The sequence below is a fragment of the Achromobacter insolitus genome, from assembly GCF_002209555.1.
GTDB lineage: Bacteria > Pseudomonadota > Gammaproteobacteria > Burkholderiales > Burkholderiaceae_B > Achromobacter > Achromobacter insolitus.
Genome location: NZ_NJIF01000001.1, coordinates 934,624 through 954,427, shown reverse-complemented (window position 1 = coordinate 954,427; position 19,804 = coordinate 934,624). Strand labels below are relative to the sequence as shown.

Here is a 19,804-nt window from a genome sequence, read left to right as displayed (position 1 = left end):
GCTCTCCATGACATAGGCTGTTGTGCCGGGCGCTTTCCGTATGCGGGCCTGCTCCAGCCGTTGCGTGGCTCATCCGGACAGCATCACGGTTGGCCGCGAGCGCAAGACAATAGCGGGAACCGGGCTCGAAACGTTTAGGACGATTCCTATTTCTCTTGTGACGAACCAGTGCTCGGACCTCTGAGGGGAGTCGGAGTAGTATGGCTGCGAAGCGCCGCTGATCGTCGGATCCGGTTAAGGATTGTCTGATGTCAAATCTCTGACCTGAGTCGTAGATTCAGATTATGAGATTAAAGAACTACCTGCAGCAGATCAGTCCGTTGCTTTCCAGTCCTGAAGCCGTTCGGCGCTTGCTTCGGATCTTTGCCGCCGTGTTGTCGATCGGCATCCTCAGCGGCGCCTACAATTTCCTGCTGTTCACGTTCAACAACGATATCTCCCAGCGTCGGGGATACATGAGCAGCGCGATTGCCGAAGCGCACACTTTCTTCACCATACGCGAGGCGTTGCTGGAAAGCCTGAGCCTGTCGGCCGTCCGCCACGTCAATCCGTCGGGGTCGCTGGCGTACGCCTCTTCGGTGGAAGAAGTGCACTTTCTCGTGGGCGAGCCACCGGAAAACCAATGGAGCATCTGGTTGACGCGGCGCATGAGCAACTATCTCGCCGCGCAGCAAGTGAACCTGCTGTATGTGGGAAGCGATCAGCGCTCAAGTGTCACCCGCCTGTTCAACGCCTCCGAAGAAACGCCTGTCCTGCCCAGCCATATCCTTCTGCGCCTGCATGCGCTCCGGGACGATCACGGAGCGCCATTGCAAGAATTGTGGCTGACCAATCGCAACAGGCAGGATCCGTACCTCTACATCTTCAAGCGGCTGGATCGGAACGATCCTAATTCCGGCTGGCTGGCCCTCGAAATGAACAGCCGGGCTGTGTCAGACACGCTTAGCGACCAGAGCGCGGGCGAATTCATGATGCTCAATGCGGATGGCATGCTGGTATTCAGCAACATGCCTCACGAGCGTCATGGCTGGTCGCTGTTTCAACATCAACGCGCCGACTTCTTCGGCTTCGTCGGCGATGGCCTATTTCCCGACCACCTGGTCATTCGAAAAAGCCTGATGTCGTCCGATTGGCAGCTGGTGTACTCCATCGGCCTGGCGGATGTCTTGCTGGGCCTGTGGAAGCAATTGCTGGGCGCGCTGCTGTTCTGCGTGATCAGTATCGCGATGATTCTTCTGCTGATGCGCCGCTTCGACAACCGGCTTATCAAACCTACCATCCACCGCATTCAGGCGTTGATCGAGAGCGAATCATTCAGTCGCGACCTGATCCAGATGGCGCCAGTGGCCCTGTGTGTCGTGCGCCGCAGCGATGCGCAGATGGTGCTGGAAAACCAATTGGCCCAGCAGTGGCTGGGCACTGGCGACGAACGGGAAGCCCTTTGCCGCGGCTGGATCCGATCGGCATTCATGGCACCGAATGTGCCCCATGACGTCAGTTTCGTGACGTCTGAGGGGCGCCATCTGCGTTTGAGTAGCGTGGTCACCCGCTACAAGAGCGAGGACGTCCTGCTTTGCGTGTTCAGCGACATCAGCGCGAGCAAGCAAGCCGAAGCGGCATTGGAGTCGGCGCGCCAGTCTGCCGATGCGGCCAATGCCGCCAAGACCTTGTTCCTGGCTACCATGAGTCACGAAATCCGCACCCCTCTGTATGGCGTGCAGGGCACCTTGGAGCTGCTTGCGCGAACCTCCCTTGACGCCCAGCAGCGCGAATATCTGCGGGCCCTGGAGGGGTCCTCGGCGACCTTGCTGCAGTTGATCTGCGACGTACTGGACGTATCGAAGATCGAGGCCGGCCAGCTGGAGCTGGAAGTCAGTGAGTTCTCCCCGACGGAGATTGTCCAGGAAGTAATCCAGGGCTACAGTGCGGCTGCCTTGGCCAAAGGTCTGGAACTCTATGCTTGCCTGGATCCGCAACTGCCCTTGCGGCTGCAAGGCGATCACGCGCGCATTCGGCAGATACTGAACAATCTGGTGAGCAATGCCGTCAAGTTCACGGACTACGGGCGTGTCGTGTTGCGTGTGCAACTGCTGGACCGGCAGGATGAGCGCTCCTGCCTGCTTTGGCAGGTGACAGACAATGGACGGGGCATCGCAGAAGAAGATCAACCCTACATCTTCGAGCCCTTCTATCAAACGGAAGGCAGTACCAACGTGGTGGCGGGTTCCGGCCTGGGCCTGGCGATTTGCCAGCGGCTCAGTCAGCTGATGAATGGCCAGATGCGCATGGTCAGTGATCTGGGCCTGGGCACGAGCTTCTCCTTGTTGCTGCCCCTGGAGGAGCCGGCCTTGCCGATGGACCCGGAGTCGCCGTGCTGCCACATCCTGCCGGAGCGAATCCATGTGATTTCTCCCCTGCACGAGCTGGCCGAATCCTTGGCCGGTTGGTTGCGCCGTTGGGGAGCGCGAGCCCAGGTTGGCCTGGCGGGGGCCGCGCCGTCGTCCGCGTTGTTGCTGGAAGCGCATCCCGGCAAGCTTGCCGCCGAACTGGCGCCCGGATGGACCGGGCGACGCGTCATCGCCAGTGCGGATGGATGCAGCGATCCCCGTCAGGACGGCGAATCCTGGTATGTCAACGTCAGCCATCTGGCCGCCATCCATCAAGCCGTCTGCCAGGCCCAGGGGCTTTGGGACGCCCACGAAGAAGCCGCTGGGCGCACTCGGGCGGACCGGGCTGGCGCGGGCGGCGTGGCGGATGCGAACCTGGGCCTGAATGTCCTGGTCGCCGAGGACAACGTTATCAATCAGCTGATCCTGCGCGACCAGCTTCAGCAGCTCGGATGCTCCGTGGTGCTGGCGACCGACGGCGAAGAGGCCTTGCGTTGCTGGCACGAGGGCGACTTCGACATTGTTCTGAGCGACGTCAATATGCCCGGGCTCAATGGGTATGAACTGGCGAAGGCGCTGCGCCGCGAGGGCAGCACGGTGCCGATCATCGGCGCTACCGCCAATGCCATGCGCGGCGAGGACCAGCTATGCATGGCCGCCGGCATGAATCATTGCTTAATCAAGCCCTTCACCCTACAGGCGCTATTCCATTGCCTGGTCGCATACCAAGGAAGTATGTATGAAACCCCGTGAAATCCTGATTATCGAGGATCACCCGTTCCAGGGCATGTATCTCCAGCGCTTGTTGACCGAGCTGGGCGAAGTGCATGTGGACATGGCGCGCGACGGCGGCGAGGCCCTGCAGCGCCTGCGGCAACGCGAGTATGGCCTGGTGCTGACCGACCTCATGATGCCGGGAATGGACAGGGTCCAGTTCATCCAGAAACTGGCCACGCTTCCGGGAAAGCCTGGCCTGGCCATCATGAGCTCGGCCTCTCGCCGCATGTTGACCGGTGCGTCACTGGTTGCCAAGCATCTGGGCATCGAAGTCGTCGGCCTGCTATCCAAGCCGGTATCGTCCCAGGCATTGCGAGGCGTGGTAGAGCACGTGCGCGACCAGCGTCGCTCCACGCGCCCCGCGGCTCCCAAGAAAGTTGAATACGATCGCCTGACCTTGATCGACGCCCTGGAAAGCCGCGCATTGCAAGCCTGGTTCCAACCCAAGAAGTCCCTCAGCACCGGCCGTATCGTTTCGGCGGAAGCGCTGGCGCGCTGGATGCACCCCACTCAGGGGGTGATGCTTCCCGGGGCGTTCATCCCCTCCGTCAAGGCCAGCGGCCTGGAAGAACGCCTGTTGTGGCTGGTTCTGGAACAAAGCCTGGAGGTCCAGGCCCATTGGCGGGCGCGGGGCTTTGACGTGCCGGTATCGATCAATTTGCCCACGCACCTGCTGAACGACCATGATCTGGCGGACCGCCTGTGGGAGTTCGTCGTGCGTCACAAGGGCGTCCCCGGAAAGATCAGTTTCGAGCTGATGGAGTGCTCCATGCCCGAGCAGGTCAGCAACTATTACGCGGGCGCTTGCCGCTTGCGCATGAAAGGATTCGGCCTGTCGCAAGACGATTTCGGAAAAGGCTATAGCTCTTACGTCAACCTGCTTTCCATACCGTTCACCGAGCTGAAGATAGACCGCGCGCTGGTCCAAGGCTGCCACGAGGACGACAATTTGCGGGCAACCCTGTCCAGCATCGTGGAGCTGGCCAAGCGCCTTAGCCTGAGCGTGGTCGCCGAAGGCGTGGAAAACGCCGCCGAACTGGCCCTGCTTCGCAAGATTGGATGCAGCCATGCCCAAGGCTTCCTGATCTCCCATGCGGTGCCCGCCGACCAGTTTCTCCATCTATTGAAGGTCGACGGTTCGCAATTCGTGCATTGAGCGGATTTTGGTCAAGTGATGTGTCGTGATTCGCGTGTAGACTCCAAGCGATAAAAGCAATGTGGGGTCACGCGATTCATCATGAAGCATTCTTATGCCGTTCTGGAGAAGCTCGCCCGCAGTTCGTTGCGGCTGAGCAAGGGCGTGATGATTCTGGGCGGGGTGGTGCTTTTGCTCGTCGGCTCCACCTACTGGTTGCTCCAGCGGCTGGTCGACGAAAACCACGACTCGGTGCGTTTTCATTTCACCCGTCTCATGGAGAATATCCAGGAGCAGGAACTGTTTCTGGTCTCCTTGCGCCAGCGCAGTTTGCAGGGCGATCTGCTGGGCGGCGATATCCCCCAGATGCAGGTGTTCGAGCCTGCTGCGGAAGAGGCCATCTTCCGCGGCCAGGAAAACGTGTTTTCCATGCCGTTCAATGCCCGCGTCAACGTGCAGGCCACGGATCCCAAGGATCTCGCCCTGATTCAGGGCTTGGGAGCCCAACTGAGCAGTTACTACAGCGCGTTCTGGTCCACGTCGCATTACCAGTCGCCGCGCGCGTTCCTGTTCAATCGGCGGGGCGAGTTCGACCTGGTTGTCCCTGCGCGGGGAGAGCGCAGCGCCACGGAACGTGATCAAGATGCACTTTCAAAGGTGCTCGACACGATACGCGCGCGCTCGCCGCAGGCCAACGATACAGAAGTGGAGTGGCGATCCTACGGTCCTGCTGGCAACACAGGCACGGGCGCTCGCCTGCTGGCCTACACCACCATAGACCTGCCGGCGGAATACCGCAGGATCAAAAGCGCCGGCACCCAGGCGACAGCTGCGGTCATGCTCGACCTGGTCCAGGCCAACGACTTCCAGCGCACGATGGATTGGGTGGTGTATGACAAGCTCACCCTTGTCACGCCGTCAGGGCAAATCCTCAAGGGAGTCTCCAGTCCTGATCCTGCCTTGCAAGAGGGATTCAACCTGAACACCGACGGGCTGGTGTTCAAGCTGGTCAATCACCAAGGGGCGCCGTGGGTGGCGGTGTACACCCTGGGCTACAAAAGCTTCTCCCGTTACGCACTGGGCTCCTTGATCACTCTTGGTGCGGGTTTTCTTTGCTTGATCGGCCTGGGCTGGGCGGTAACCCGTTGGTATCGTCGGCGAGTCATCCAGCCCGCGGACCAAGCGCGCGCGAGAATCGCCGAAAGCGAAGCCTTCAGCCGCGCGGTGATCGACACCGCCCCTACCGGCCTTTGCGTGGTGCGCCTGCCGGATCACCACGTGGTGCTGGAAAACCAGCGCGCCAAGTCCTGGCGGGGAACGGTGGGTTCTCTCGCGTCCCTGGACCATCTGCCAGACAGCGCAGGGGCCAGCGAACACCACCTGGAGGTCGCGGGGCGTCATCTGCAGGTCGGTTTTGTGTCCACGCGCTACCAAGGCGAGGAAGTGCGGCTTTACGCCTTCAATGATGTCACCCGGCATATTGAAGACGCGCGCGAGCTGGAAGAGGCCAGGCGCGAGGCGGCGACCGCCAATGAGGCGAAGACGCTGTTCCTGGCAACCATGAGCCACGAAATCCGCACGCCTCTGTACGGCGTGCTGGGTACCCTGGAGTTGCTGCAATTGACTCCGCTGACCGCCCGTCAGCAAGACTATCTGGACACTATCCAGCGCTCATCGGCGACCTTGTTTCAATTGATCAGCGACGTGCTGGACGTGTCGAAGATCGAATCCGGGCAGATGGCGCTCGAGCCGGTGGAGTTTTGTCCGCTGGAGATGATCGAGGACACCCTGCGCACTTACGCTGCGTTTGCCGAGCGCAAGGGCCTGCTGCTCTACGGTTGTGCCGATCCGGCGTTGCCCGATCGCGTGTTCGGCGATCCCATGCGGATCCGGCAGGTCCTCAATAATCTGCTGAGCAATGCCATCAAGTTCACGGATCGAGGACGGGTCGTCCTGCGCACCCGCGTGCTGGATAGCTCCGACGACCAGGTAACCCTGGAATGGCAGGTCGCCGACACCGGCGTTGGGCTGTCCGAAGCGCAGCAAGCCCGATTGTTCGAGTTGTTCTACCAGGTTCGCGAGGTGTCGAACGAAGGCGGAGCAGGCTTAGGACTGCCGATCTGCAAATGGCTCTGTGAAATGATGGGAGGGCAACTGAAGGTCGTGAGCGACCCCGGCCTGGGCAGCAGCTTCGTCATGCGGCTTTCGTTGCCTGTCGCGGGCCGCGGCTTGTCCGTCCCGGCGACGCCCGGCGCGGACCGGCCGGCAGTGTTCGTACGAGCCCCTGTGGAGGAGCTCGCCCAGCATTATTGCGACTGGCTGGCGCGCCTGGGGCTGAACCCTCGTCCGCTGCCGGCGGTGTCCAGCGCCATGTCGCCCGGGGCCGTGCTGGTTGACGTGCTACCCGACGACCGGGCGCCGTCCTGGCCCGGGCGGCGGATTTGCTGCCACGCCGCAGCTGCCGCGGGGGAGGCCAAAGGCGACCTGGACGCGAGCATGTTCGATGTGCGGGAAATCGCCCGTGCCGTGCGGCAGTTGAGCCGGGGGGAGGAAGGCAGAGCCGATGAACGTCCCGCTACCCTCAGCGCCGACCTGCATTTGAATGTGTTGGTCGCGGAGGACAACCCGATCAATCAGGGCATCGTACGGGAACAGCTCGAAGCCCTGGGCTGTCGCGTCGTCGTTGCCGACAATGGCCAGCAAGCCTTGCGGCTGTGGCAACCGGGTGAGTTCGACCTGGTGCTGACCGACGTCAATATGCCGTTCATGAATGGCTATGAGCTGGCCCGCGCGTTGCGCGAGCAGGACGCGGACTTGCCCATAATCGGGGTAACCGCCAACGCCATGCGTGAGGAAGGCGCGCGCTGCCTGGAAGTCGGGATGAACGCCTGGCTCGTCAAACCCCTGACGCTGAAGATCCTGCGGGCCGAGTTGGTCAAATTGGGATTGGGCTTTGCGCATGACGCGGTGCGGGATTCTCACCCCGAGGCGGTAGCGGCCGAGGATGGCGAGGATGGGGATGGCAAGGATGGGGATGGCAAGGATGGGGATGGCAAGGATGGGGAATCGCCGATCAGCCTGCCGCCCGCGATGCGTGGCATATTCGTCCAGACCATGGAGGCGGATATCCTGGCCATCCGGGACGCCTGGGATCAGGGGGATCTTGCGAAGGCTGGACAGTTCCTGCACAGGATCTCGGGCGCGCTTGCGGCCGTGAGGGCAGCGACCCTGTCAGGGCGCTGTTCGCAGGCGGAGATCCAACTCGCCACCGAAGGCTTCAATGAATCGCTGCACCAGGAAGTGCGGCAGCTATTGAGCGACATTGATAAGCTGACCAAGGCGCTGGGCTAGAAAAACATCATGCATGCCGCCCACAAGAGGCCGGTGGCATGCAAAACTCCATTCGCGGAGGTTCTATGGAAACACTAAACGTCATCATCGCGGACGACCATCCTATCGTGCTGTTCGGTCTGCGCGAACTGATCAAGGGAGACGCGCGCTTTCGTGTCATAGGCGAAGCAATGAGCTCCAGCGCCCTGGTCAAGCTTTTGCAGGAGCAGCCCGTGCACGTGGTCATTACCGACTACAACATGCCGGACGACTCATCCTACGGGGATGGGCTGAAACTGATCGACTATCTGATCCGGAACTTCCCGCAGATCCAGGTGCTGGTATTGACGATGATTTCCACGCCTACGGTCCATGCGCGTCTGCTGGACATGGGAGTTGTGGGGGTAATTCAGAAGCGGCACATGCACACGGAGATCGAGCGCGCGCTGGGCGCGATTTTTCTGCGCCGCCAATACCGGGGCTCGCAGTGGGACGCGCAGTCGGGCGGCGAGTCGGCACTTGACGAGGACCACCGTTTCGCCAGCCTGTCCTTCAAAGAGCGGGAGATTCTGCGGCTATTCGTGACGGGCAAGACCGTGGGAGAAATCGCGCGCAGCCTTAATCGCAGCCCCAAGACCATCAGCACCCAAAAGATGTCCGCCATGCGCAAGCTTGAGCTCAATAGTGACCAGGAACTGATGACGTACTGTATGGCAAATCGCTACTTCAGTTGAGTGAAATGCTTGATTTCTAAGGATTGTCTGATTCGTGATGGTACGCCGCGTTGCTTTAATGAATTTGTAGCCCGATTGCTACGACATTCACTGATCAACTAGGAATCCATTATGAATAAACTCTCCGTCGCTGCCGTTGCCCTGTCGGCGCTCGTGTTTTCCGCCGGGGCCTTCGCTGCCGAACCCGCGGCTCCTGTGAAGGGCGGTGAAGGCAAGATTACCTTCAGCGGCGTCATCAACAATGACGCTTGCTCGGTCGACGGCACCGACTCCGACCGCGTGATCGCGGTGGATATGGGCAGCGTCTCCATCAAGGACATGGGCACTGCCGAATCGCCCGCCTCCGGTCGTGTGACGGGCAAGGAGTTCAGCCTCAACGTCAACTGCAACCAAGGCACCAAGGTGACCATGGTCTTCGACCCCGCCGCGGGCGGTGGTTCCGGCATCGTGACCGGCAAGGGCGTGCTGGCCCTGGATCCGGGCAGCGATGCAGCCAAGAACGTCGGCATTGCGCTGATCGACGGCAACGGCGCAAAGATCGACCTCAGCACCAAGACCACCTCCCTGATCCAGAGCGACATGCGCGGCGGCGCTGCCGGCGGCGACGCCACTCTGCGATTCTCCGCTGCCTACGTCACGACTGGCGCCGCTGGCTCTGCCACGGCCGGCCGCGGTGACGCCACCCTCCCGTTCATCCTGCAGTACCAGTAAGTCTCACCCTTTGGGTCGTCAGCGGCGAGGCTCTGCCGAGCCTCGCCGTCCGCTTCAATCGAATAGGGATGAGATTTGCTTATGTTGTTCCAACGACTTTCCGCATGTCTGGGCTTGCTGGGCGTGCTTGCGGCTGCGCCAGCCATGGGTGGAATCTCATTGAGCGCCACTCGCGTGATCTTCGATGGTGGGCACAAAGAGGCCAACCTTACGGTGCGCAACAGCGGTCAGGACGTGCTGGTGCAGTCCTGGATAGACACGGATGAAGGGCAGGGCCAACGCGTTCCGTTCGCGGTCACGCCGCCGCTGGCCAGGGTCATGGCCAAAGAACAGCAGCTGCTGCGCATTCTGTACGAAGGCGTCGGCATGCCTGCCGACCGCGAATCCATGGTGTGGCTCAACGTCCAGGAAATTCCCAAGGCCAGCGAGCAGGCAAACACGTTGCAACTGGCTGTGCGCCAGCGGATAAAGATCTTCTTCCGCCCGGCAGGGTTGCCCGGCAGCGCCTTGACGGCGCCTGAAGAACTGGTGTGGCAGTTGACGCAGAACAGCGGCTCGACCGTGTTGTCGGTCCGCAATCCCAGCGTCTACCACGTGTCCATGGCGGACCTCAAGGTCGACGCTGGAAATCACTCGGCGGTGGCCGCCGAGCTGGCAACGATTGCACCCGGGCAATCCCGAACCTTCAATCTTGCCAAGGTATCGGCTAGCGCACCTGCGAGCCTGAGCTTCATCAGTATTAACGACTACGGCGCACAGAACGAGTATCGCGTTCGCCTTGCTCCGAATCAAGGCCGCACCGCCACGGTTATCGAGACCACTGCGACGCCCTGACGCTGCCGGCGTTTGTACGTCCTTGATGTGCGTCTTCGAGGTGCGTCTTCGGTGTGCGTCTTCGAGGTGCTTGCGGTACCTCATGGATTAAATGGGATTTCTTGTATGTTCGATGTCTGGTCCTTCCAGGGCAGGCGCGCGCGTGCGCGTCTCATCTTTCCCGCGACCTTGAAGCTCGCGGCGTTGACCCTGGCCATCCAGAGCGCCTGCGCCCATGCGGCGACTTCGGAGCAAGAAGTCGCGGATCCGCAACTGCTTGCCTTCAATACTGCCTTCTTTCAGGACGCACCCTCATCAGTGGACCTGCAACTGCTGTTGGCGGGCACCAATGTGCCCCCCGGCAATTATCGGGTCGATCTTTATAGCAACGAGGTGCTGGTTGGGCGGCGTGAAATCAGCTTCAATCGCAATCCGGCCAATGGCCGCGTCGAGCCCTGCCTTACCCTTGACGTACTAACGCAACTGGGTATCGACATGGAAAAGCTGCGAGCCCAAGGAAAGATCGACCCCAAGGCGGAACAGTCCTGCATGGATCTTGCCGGGCTGATCGATATGGCGACGGTACGCTTTGATGCCGGCCGCATGCGTTTGCTGGTCAGCGTGCCGCAGGTCGCCATGCAACGAGGCATACGCGGCTACGTGGATCCCGACTTATGGGACAACGGGGTTCCCGCCGCCTTCATCAATTATCAGGTGAGCGCGAACCGCAATGGCGGCGTCGGCGGCGTCCGCTACAACAACAACCTGGGCCTGCGCAACGGGATCAACCTGGGAGGCTGGCGCTTTCGCAACGAATCCAACTTCAGCCACGGGACCGGGCGCCCCAGCACTTTCCAGAGCAACCGCAGCTACCTGCAGCACGACGTGACCGCGCTCAAAGGGCAGTTCAGCGCAGGGGATGTTTTCAGCGATGCGCAGTTGTTTGACAGCGTGCGCTACCGCGGTCTGAAACTGGAGTCCGACGATGGCATGCGCGCCGACAGCGAACGCGGCTATGCGCCGATCGTCCGTGGCGTTGCGCAGACCAACGCCACCGTGGAAATCCGGCAGAACGGCTATCTGCTTTACTCCACAAACGTGCCGCCGGGCCCGTTCGAAATCAGCGATATCTACCCTAGCGGATCCAACGGCGATCTTGAGATAACCGTGATTGAGTCCGACGGGCGGCGCAGGGTAAGCCAGCAGGCCTTTTCCAGCCTGCCCATCATGGTGCGCGAAGGGCAGCTGAAATACAGCTTCTCGGTGGGACGCTATCGCAGCAACAGCGTGGGCGTTGCCACGCCTCAGTTGATCACCGGCAACATTGCGTATGGCCTTGGCAGCAATTTGACGGGGATAGTGGGGCTGCAGGCTACCGACGGATACCGGGCGCTGGCTGTTGGGGTGGGAACCAATACCCCGATAGGCGCAATGTCATTGGACTGGACGCACTCCACAAGCAAAGGCCACGGCCAAGGCCAGGATAAGTCGGGTAACAGCCTGCGCGCGCTGTACGCGAAGACCTTTACCGGCACGGCAACGACATTCACGCTGGCAGCCCATCGTTATTCGACCGAGGGCTACCGCACGCTTGCCAATCACGTCGAAGACCGAAGCGCCGGCCTGCTTTCCCGGACGCCGTACTCCAAGACCCGGACCGACCTGACCATCAACCAAAGCCTGGGCGAGCAGGCGCAATGGGGCAGCCTGTACGTAAGCGGCAGTGACCAGCGCTATTGGAACCGTGGCGGACTGCAAAGCATCTCGGCCGGCTACAGCAACAACTGGGGGGACGTCAGCTACAGCCTTAACGTGAGCCGCAGCAGGGATATCGGTGGCCGAAGCGCTGCGGGCGATACCATGGTCAGCCTGTCGATCTCATTTCCGTTGGGCGGGCGTTCGCGGGCGCCGCGCGCGTTTGTCACCACCAGTTCGCAAAAGCGCGGAGGCAGCGTTCAGGCCGGCATCAACGGGTATCTGACCGAAGAGGCCAACACGTTCTATTCCATCCAGGGCGGAGCGCGCAGTGGCGGAGACCGGTCGGCGTCGGCCACCATCAGTACGCGTACATCCGTGGCGGACATCAGCGCGGGCCACAGCCAAGGCCAAGGCTACAACGCTCAGAGCCTGAACGTCGCGGGTTCGGTCGTTGCGCATTCGGGGGGCGTCAATATGGGGCAGACCGTGGGCGAGACCTTTGCGCTGGTCGAGGTGCCTGGCGTGCAAGGCGCCAAGATCAGCAGCTATAGCGGCGTCGCCACTGGCTACAACGGGTACGCGGTCGTTCCTAGCGCCCAGCCGTATCGGGTCAACTGGATCAGCCTGGATACGCGAGAACTGGGCGCGGACATCGAGATCGACAACGCGACTCAGCAGCTTGTGCCGCGTCGTGGCGCCATTACGCTGGCCCGCTATACCGGCACGACCGGCCGGCGTGTGCAGTTCGAGCTGTATGACCATCAAGGCGGCAAGATTCCGTTCGGTGCTTCCGTGGAAAATGCGGGTGGCAAGCAGCTGGCGATTTCCGACCCCAGTGGCATGGCACTGGCACTGGTTGAAGAGGACCAGGGAACGTTGCGGATCCGTTGGGGGAATCAGCAGTGCTCCGCCTCTTATGCGCTGCCTGAACGCAACAAGACACTCAACTATGAGCGTGCCAGATTGCATTGCGAGCCTTGAGCCACGCCGTCGCGACGGGCATCTTTGCGCAGAAAGAAAAAAGGGCCCGCGGGCCCTTTTTTTCAAGAAGTTCAGGTTTTCCGATGAAGAAAGCCTGAATCAAAATCTGGAGCGGGAGACGAGTCTCGAACTCGCGACCTCAACCTTGGCAAGGTTGCGCTCTACCAACTGAGCTACTCCCGCATTTCCTGCCTGGCGCCATTCGTGATCGGAGAGATCCGGAACAGGCTTGCGGCAAGAGAGGCGGAAGTATACCTAATTTTTAAAAAGACGCTTTTCAAGTCCGCGCGGGGTGTGGGCGCGCCCGGTTCCTGCCTCGTCCGGTATCCGGAGACGGCCAGTGATCGTCAATCGTTGAACATGCGGCGCTGCGGAAGGCGCGAAATCGTCAACATCACCCTATGGACGGGTCGAAATTAACTTCAAAAAATATCAACCTAATCTATATTGATTCAACTGTACGCAAGATCCAGAATTCTTCTCATGGACGCAACCTGTCGTCCGAGGGCGGAAAATGGATACGAAGAACTCCACGAATCAGAGACAGCTCACGGTCCGCATCTCTCGGGGAACCGAAGATGGAAGCTATTCGACCTACTCAGTCCCCTGGCGTGAAAACCAGACGGTACTGGACGTGGTGACCGAAGTGCAACGGACTCAGGAACCCAGTCTCTCGTACCGCTACGCCTGCCGGGTCGGCGTATGCGGGTCCTGTGCGATGACGGTCAACGGCAAGCCCCGCTGGACCTGTCGGACCCACGTGAGCCGCGTCGAGGAAGGCGGTGTGATCGTGATCGAGCCGATGCGCAATATGCCGCGGGTCAAGGATCTCGTTGTCGACATGAGCGAGTTCTTCCAGAAGTGGGCGCGCGCCGGCAACACCTTTGTCGGCACGGCTACCCGCAATGATCCGCCGGCGCTGGTATCGCCACAGAGCAAAAAGCGCAAGCAGGCCGACGCCGCCATCGAATGCATCAATTGCGGCGTGTGCTACGCGGCCTGTGACGTTGTGTCCTGGGACAAGGATTACCTGGGACCGGCCGCCCTGAACCGCGCGTGGACGCTCTTCAATGACGAACGGCATGCCCATCCCAAGGAGGTGCTGCACAAGGCCACCTCCGGCAGCGGCTGCAATTCCTGCCACACCCAGGGCAGTTGCATGAAGCACTGTCCGGTCAGCCTCAGCCCCACCGGCAGCATTGCGGGGCTCAAGCGCAGCGCCATCCTGAGCCTGCTCAAGGGGGGCTGACATGGAAGCTCGGCTTTTCGCGCTCCAGCGCCTGACGGCGATGGTGATGGCGCCATTCGTCCTGGTGCATGTGGGCTTGGTCATTTATGCGGTCCGTGGCGGCCTGACCGCGGGCGAGATCTTGTCGCGCACCCAGGGGAACTGGTTCTGGATCGCCTTTTATGGCTTGTTCGTGTTGAGCGTGTCAGTCCACGTGCCCATCGGGGTGCGCAACATCCTGATCGAATGGTTGCGAATCGGGCGGTCTGCGGCATCCGTCATCGGATTGGCGTTCGGCGCGGGACTGCTCGTCCTGGGCGTGCGCGCCGTGGCGGCTGTGGGAGGGCTGATGCAATGAAATCCGCGCGCAACCATCAGGCGTACTGGGCGTTTCTGGGGCATCGCATTTCCGGCCTGGCGCTGGCCCTGTTCCTGCCGGCCCACTTTTATGTGTTGGCGATGGCATTGGATGAAGCGCGGCTGGACGGCTTCCTGAAACTTGCCGAGATGCCTGCAATGAAGTTCGGCGAATGGGGACTGGTGCTGTTGCTGACCCTGCACATGTTCTTCGGCCTGCGCCTGCTGGCGCTTGAACTGCTGCCCTGGCGATCGCCGCGGGATGCGCGCGTCGCCTGGATAGGCTGGGGTTTTGCGGTGTCGATGGTGACCGGCCTGGTTTTCGTTGCTGGAGTGATCTGAGATGCGGATCGACAATTACAAGACGGACATTCTGGTGTTGGGCACGGGCGGCGCGGGCCTGTTTGCGGCGCTGCATGCCAAGAAGGCAAACCCGTCCTTGCGGGTGACCGTGACGGTGAAAGGGCTGCTTGGCAAATGCGGCTGTACCCGCATGGTCCAGGGAGGCTACAACGTCGCGCTGGCGGCGGGCGATTCCGTCGAGCGCCATTTCATGGACACCATCGAAGGCGGGAAATGGTTGCCGCGGCAGGACCTGGCGTGGCGGCTGGTCGAAGGCGCGGTCGAACGGGTGCGCGAGCTGGAAAACGAGATCGGCTGCTTCTTCGACCGCAATCCCGATGGCACGCTGCATTCCAAGGCATTCGCCGGCCAGAGTTTCGACCGGACCGTGCACAAGGCGGACCTGACCGGCATCGAGATCATCAACCGTCTCATGGAGCAGGTACGGGCGCTGGACATAGACGAGCTGGAAGAGCATCGCGCCATCGAGCTGATTCCCGCTGCCGATGGCTCCGGCATCGCCGGTGTGCTGTTCATCGACATGCGGGCGGGCACGTACCGCTTCATCCAGGCCAAGGCCGTGCTTCTGGCCACCGGCGCGGGCCCGACGATGTATCGCTACCACACGCCCTCCGGCGACAAGACCTGCGACGGGCTGGCAATGGCGCTGCGCTATGGCTTGAAGCTGCGGGACATGGAAATGGTGCAGTTCCATCCGACCGGCCTGCTTGGCGGGCCCGACACCCGGATGACCGGAACGGTGCTGGAGGAGGGGCTGCGGGGCGCTGGCGGGTATCTGTTGAATGGCGACGGCGAGCGCTTCATGGCAAATTACGACAAGCGCGGCGAACGGGCCACCCGTGACGTGGTCAGCCGCGGCATTTACGCGGAAATGCGGGCGGGGCGCACCGGGCCGATGGGCGGCGTCTATATCCAGATGAGTCATCTGGGTGCGGACAAGGTCGCCAAGACATTCCCCGGCATGGTCAACCGGTGCAAGGATTGCGGCTTCGACCTGGCGGGCGGCAAGGTAGAGGTTGTGCCGACGGCCCACTACCTCATGGGCGGCGTCGAGTTCAACGTGGACGGCTCGACAGCCTCGCCGGGGCTCTACGCGGCCGGCGAGGATTGCGGCGGCGTGCACGGCGCCAATCGCCTGGGCGGAAACGGCGTGGCCAACTCCACGGTGTTCGGCGGCATTGCAGGCGATTCGATGGCCGCCTATGTGGCCAAGTCCGGCCAATGGCGCGATCCCGACACGCGCATCATCGAGCGCGGCGTCGAGCGCGCCGAGTTCCCGTTCTCCCGGCGTACCGGCCGCATTCACGAATTGCGCGATGCGCTCTCGCAGACCATGTGGGACGACGTCGGCGTGCTGCGCCGCCGCGACGCAATGGAGCATGGGTTGTCAGCCATCGCCGGCCACCATGCCGCCTTGCGCGACATCGGCGTGGCCGACGGCGACCGCCGCTACAACCTCACCTGGCACGACTGGCTCAACCTGGAAAGCCTGGTGGATATCTCGAAAGTCATCACGCTTGCAGCGCTTGCGCGGGAGAACAGCCGCGGCGCGCATTACCGCGAAGATTTTCCCGAGGCCGGCGACCTGCACACCAGCAGCTATACACGCGTGAGCGCGCAGGACGGCGAGATAGCGCTGGAGATGGTTCCGGTTTCCTTTGACATCGTAAAACCCGGCGAATCGCTTATCCAAGGCGAGGCGGGCATCCCCCAGAGCTGAGGCACATCCAACCATGAGCATTCCCGTCCAGAAAGTTGAAGAGGCGGCGCTGGAAATCATGCGCCGCGCGGCGATCGAGATTCCCGCCGACTACAAGCAAGGCATCCAGGAGCTGCAAAAGAAAGAGACTGGCAAGCTGCCGCGCTTCGTTATCCACGCCATGGTCGACAACTGGGAGGCCGCCGACCAGGACCGGCGGCCCATGTGCGCCGACACAGGCTTGCCACGCTACTACGTCAAAGTAGGCAACAACGCCTCGGTCGACGCTGGCTTCGTCGCCGTCGAGCGCGCATTGCGCCACGCTACGGCGGAGGGCACGGTCAGCATTCCCTTGCGGCCCAACCGCGTGCATCCGCTTTGGCGCACCGACCACAACAACAATGTCGGCATCAATGCGCCCGAGATCGAATGGTCCTTCGAGCCCGACCGCGACTGGATAGAAATCACCACTGTGCACAAGGGCGGGCTGTTCGGCACCGACTACCGCATGTTGTTCCCCGGCGATGGCATAGACGGCATCAAGCGCTTCGTGCTGGATACGCTTATCGCATTCGGCAAGCGCGGGCTGGCCTGCCAGCCGGCCATCGTCGGCATCGGGCTGGGCGGATCGAAGGACACCTGCATGCAGCTGGGAAAGCAGGCCGCCTGTCTGCGGACGGTGGGCGACCGCAACCCCGATCCGAGGGTGGCGGAACTGGAACTGGAGCTGATGCAGCTGGGAAATTCCATTGGCATGGGCGCGATGGGTTTCGTGGGCTCCGGCATGGTGGTCGACTGCCACATCGAGTGCGGCTACACCCATACGGGCGGCATGCCCATCAGCCTGCATACCTTCTGCCTGTCTTCGCGCCGCGCCACCGCGCGGATTCATGCCAACGGGGATATCGAATACCGCACCGATCCCCAGTGGTTCACGCCCTATATGCGCAGGGAGACGGTCGAATGGTAAACAACGACGACATCAAGGTCTTTCACCTGGACCTGCCCGCCAGGCGGGAGGACATCGCCAAGCTCGAGCTCGGTTCCGCCGTGTACCTGAATGGCGTGGTCTACACGGCCCGGGAAGGCGTGTACAAGAAGGTGCTGGACGAGGGACTGCCGCTGCCGGTGGACCTGCGCTCTCTCAGCAACGTCAACTTCCATTGCTCGCCGGCCGCGGCGCCGGACGGCCGCGGTGGCTACAACGTTGGAGCGGTCACCGCGACTGCGTCATTCCGGTTTTCCAAGTGGATTCCCCGCTGGCTGGAGGAAACCGATTGCCGCATCCTGATCGGCAAGGGTGGCATGCCCGCCGACGACTACAAGCGTGTGCTGGCGCCGGGCGGCGCTATTTACCTGACGACCGTGGGCTACGGCACGGGCGCCTTGCTGGGCCGGGGGATCAAGCGGGTGCGCGAAGTGCACTGGCTGGACGAACTGGGCATCGCGCAGGCGATGTGGCTGTTCGAGGTCGAGAACTTCGGGCCTTTCATCGTCGAGAGCGACCTTGAAGGGAATTCGCTGTTCGCCCAGCACGCGGAAACCATCAATGCAGGTATCGAGAAGCTCTATGCCGGGTTGAAGCCGCCTGCATTGCACCGCTATGGCGAGACGGATGACCGCAAGGACGAAGTGATGTAGCGGTGCCGAGCACGCCGCTTCCCGCAACCACGCATCTGACAGAGATACTTCGATGATCATCGACTTTCGGCTTCGGCCGCCAGTGGGCGGCTTTCTGGGCACGCTGATGTATTCGGCGGGAGAGCGCCGCGACGGTTTCACCAGGACGGTGGGCTTTGAGCCGTCGGCCGCGGCGCAGCAGCAGTCCATGACGCTGCTGCTCAAGGAGATGGACGCCGCAAAAATAGATCGTGGCGTGGTGGTGGGGCGCTTGGCCGGCGTGCTGGGCAGCGTGTCCAATGAGGACGTGCGAGGCGTCGTGGCCGAGCACCCTGACCGGTTCATCGGCGCGGCTTCCATAGATCCTACCGACAGGCGGCGCGCATGTCAGACCATCAGCCAGGCGGTGAAGGAAGGCTTCAAACTTATCAACATCGAGCCTGGATCCTATCCGGTGCCGATGTATGCCGACGACCGGCGCCTTTATCCGATCTACGGCCATTGCGAGGACGTCGGGGTTCCGGTGATCATGATGGTCGGCGGCACGGCGGGCCCGGACCTGAGCTATTCCGATCCGATCCGGACCGACCGGGTGCTGGCGGATTTTCCCGCGTTGAATGTCGTAGTCGCGCACGGCGGTTGGCCCTGGGTCAACGAAATCCTGCACCTGGCATTCCGCCGTCCCAACCTGTGGCTGTCGCCCGATATGTACTTTTCCCGCATGCCCGGCTGGGAGGAATACGTGAAAGCGGCCGACGGCTTTCTTGCGGACCGGATGCTCTACGCCAGCTCGTTCCCGTTCTGCCCGGTGCAGGGGTACAAAGAATGGTTCGAGACTTTGCCGATCCGGGAAGATAATCTCAACAAAGTCATGGGAGGCAATGCACGGCGGCTGCTTGGCATCTAGCGCGGCATACTCCTACTTTCCTCAATGCTGTTCTACACCGGGAATCGTCTTGCATGGACATCCGTACGCTCTACACGCTGATAGCGATTGCAGACCATGGCAGCTTTGCCGAGGCCGGCAATACCATCGGCCTGTCGCTGTCGGCGGTGAGCATGCAGGTGCGCGCGCTCGAGGACGAGCTGGGCATCACGATCTTCGACCGCAGCCGGCGTCCGCCGATCCTCACGGATACCGGGCTGGCGTTGGTGCACCGGGCGCGCGACCTGATCTCGCACTGGGAGAGCATGAGCGCCGCCCTGAAGAAGGGAACCTCATCGGGCCTGCTCAAGCTTGGCAGCGTCCACACCTGTGTCTCGGGGGTGCTGCCGCTTGCGCTGCGCCACCTGCAAAAGCAGGGGCATGGCCTGGAAGTCCATGTCACCACGGGGCTCACGCATGACCTGGAGCGCGCTATCTACCACCGTCAGCTGGACGTGGCGATCGTGACGGAACCCGACGCGCCGCGGTCGGGCCTGGATTTCCTCCCGTTCGTGGAGGAAGAACTGGTCGTCATCGCGCATCGTTCGGTGAAGGGCAACAGTGACCAGGAGATCCTGGAACAAACGCCTTATGTCCGTTTCAACCGCTCGGCGCGTGTAGGACATCTGGTGCAGGAAGAGATGGTGCGCAGGCGTATTACCGTGCGCTCGACCATGGAGATCGACAACCTGGAAGGCGTGATCGCCATGGTGGCCAATGGCCTGGGCGCATCGGTCGTGCCAGCCAGGCGCGGCCGCAACGAGTTTCCTGCCGGTATCCGCGTTATTCCGTTCGGTTCGCCGACCGTTACTCGCCGCTTGGGCATCCTGGCTCCAAAGGAGAATCCACGGGCCCACCTTTCGCAGTTGTTGCTTGACGCATTGAAATCAGTCTGCGCCGGCCAGCGCGATATGACGGAACAGGCCGGCGCCAGCCAGTAGTCCGCAGTCCAGCAGTGCCGTAGTTCAGCAGCGCAGTAGTCCGCAGAAAAACACCGCGACGCCCCAAAAAATCGAGCCCATCGGCCCGAGGGACAGTTGCTGCCT

General features: G+C 61.8%; 15 protein-coding genes and 1 tRNA gene. 15 read left to right on the top strand and 1 reads right to left on the bottom strand.

The window, feature by feature from the left end; genetic code table 11:
- The first annotated feature begins 284 nt into the window (after positions 1–284).
- The 7 genes from CEY08_RS04290 to CEY08_RS04260 all read left to right on the top strand — a co-directional run bounded on the left by CEY08_RS04290 (position 285) and on the right by CEY08_RS04260 (position 12,566).
- A complete protein-coding gene (locus tag CEY08_RS04290; protein WP_076816093.1) occupies positions 285–3,140 on the top strand; it encodes an ATP-binding protein in 2,856 nt (951 codons plus the stop codon).
- Positions 3,127–4,320: a response regulator cyclic di-GMP phosphodiesterase PvrR gene (gene pvrR, locus CEY08_RS04285; protein ID WP_076816091.1), complete on the top strand. Its 1,194-nt coding sequence runs from the start codon at positions 3,127–3,129 to the stop codon at positions 4,318–4,320. The genes CEY08_RS04290 and pvrR overlap by 14 nt, the downstream gene beginning before the upstream one ends.
- A gap of 81 nt (positions 4,321–4,401) precedes the next feature.
- Complete coding sequence (locus CEY08_RS04280; RefSeq protein WP_076816089.1) at positions 4,402–7,650, top strand: hybrid sensor histidine kinase/response regulator; 3,249 nt, start codon at positions 4,402–4,404, stop codon at positions 7,648–7,650.
- Between the two features lie 65 nt (positions 7,651–7,715).
- Complete coding sequence (locus tag CEY08_RS04275) at positions 7,716–8,363, top strand: response regulator (protein WP_076816087.1); 648 nt, start codon at positions 7,716–7,718, stop codon at positions 8,361–8,363.
- Positions 8,364–8,474: 111 nt separating this feature from the next.
- Entirely contained in the window at positions 8,475–9,074 is a 600-nt protein-coding gene (locus CEY08_RS04270; RefSeq protein WP_076816085.1) for a fimbrial protein, read from the top strand.
- A gap of 81 nt (positions 9,075–9,155) precedes the next feature.
- The gene (locus CEY08_RS04265; RefSeq protein WP_076816083.1) at positions 9,156–9,908 is read left to right on the top strand and encodes a fimbrial biogenesis chaperone; all 753 of its coding nucleotides are present in this window, start codon (positions 9,156–9,158) and stop codon (positions 9,906–9,908) included.
- 105 nt (positions 9,909–10,013) lie between these two features.
- Positions 10,014–12,566 (top strand): fimbria/pilus outer membrane usher protein, encoded by a 2,553-nt coding sequence (locus CEY08_RS04260; RefSeq protein WP_088607586.1) that lies wholly within the window; start codon positions 10,014–10,016, stop codon positions 12,564–12,566.
- A gap of 107 nt (positions 12,567–12,673) precedes the next feature.
- On the opposite strand, the gene CEY08_RS04255 is transcribed toward CEY08_RS04260, so the two are convergent.
- A tRNA-Gly gene (locus CEY08_RS04255) sits at positions 12,674–12,749 on the bottom strand.
- Positions 12,750–13,080: 331 nt separating this feature from the next.
- On the opposite strand from CEY08_RS04255, the gene CEY08_RS04250 reads away from it, so the two are divergent.
- Genes CEY08_RS04250 through CEY08_RS04215 form a run of 8 tightly spaced genes read left to right on the top strand, consistent with a single transcriptional unit; the run spans position 13,081 to position 19,699 of the window.
- Positions 13,081–13,815 carry a succinate dehydrogenase/fumarate reductase iron-sulfur subunit gene (locus tag CEY08_RS04250; protein ID WP_076816081.1) on the top strand — a complete coding sequence of 245 codons (735 nt, stop codon included), beginning with the start codon at positions 13,081–13,083 and terminating at the stop codon, positions 13,813–13,815.
- A gap of 1 nt (position 13,816) precedes the next feature.
- The gene (locus tag CEY08_RS04245) at positions 13,817–14,152 is read left to right on the top strand and encodes a succinate dehydrogenase (RefSeq protein WP_063642181.1); all 336 of its coding nucleotides are present in this window, start codon (positions 13,817–13,819) and stop codon (positions 14,150–14,152) included.
- Complete coding sequence (locus CEY08_RS04240; protein ID WP_063642180.1) at positions 14,149–14,493, top strand: succinate dehydrogenase/fumarate reductase transmembrane subunit; 345 nt, start codon at positions 14,149–14,151, stop codon at positions 14,491–14,493. The genes CEY08_RS04245 and CEY08_RS04240 overlap by 4 nt, the downstream gene beginning before the upstream one ends.
- A 1-nt stretch (position 14,494) precedes the next feature.
- On the top strand, positions 14,495–16,234 hold the full coding sequence (locus CEY08_RS04235) for an L-aspartate oxidase (RefSeq protein WP_063642179.1): 1,740 nt from the start codon (positions 14,495–14,497) through the stop codon (positions 16,232–16,234).
- Positions 16,235–16,247: 13 nt separating this feature from the next.
- On the top strand, positions 16,248–17,183 hold the full coding sequence (locus CEY08_RS04230) for a fumarate hydratase (protein ID WP_042796577.1): 936 nt from the start codon (positions 16,248–16,250) through the stop codon (positions 17,181–17,183).
- The gene (locus tag CEY08_RS04225) at positions 17,177–17,854 is read left to right on the top strand and encodes a fumarate hydratase C-terminal domain-containing protein (protein ID WP_076816079.1); all 678 of its coding nucleotides are present in this window, start codon (positions 17,177–17,179) and stop codon (positions 17,852–17,854) included. The genes CEY08_RS04230 and CEY08_RS04225 overlap by 7 nt, the downstream gene beginning before the upstream one ends.
- 52 nt (positions 17,855–17,906) lie before the next feature.
- On the top strand, positions 17,907–18,740 hold the full coding sequence (locus tag CEY08_RS04220; RefSeq protein ID WP_042796579.1) for an amidohydrolase family protein: 834 nt from the start codon (positions 17,907–17,909) through the stop codon (positions 18,738–18,740).
- A gap of 53 nt (positions 18,741–18,793) precedes the next feature.
- The gene (locus tag CEY08_RS04215; protein ID WP_063642177.1) at positions 18,794–19,699 is read left to right on the top strand and encodes a LysR family transcriptional regulator; all 906 of its coding nucleotides are present in this window, start codon (positions 18,794–18,796) and stop codon (positions 19,697–19,699) included.
- Positions 19,700–19,804: the final 105 nt, after the last annotated feature.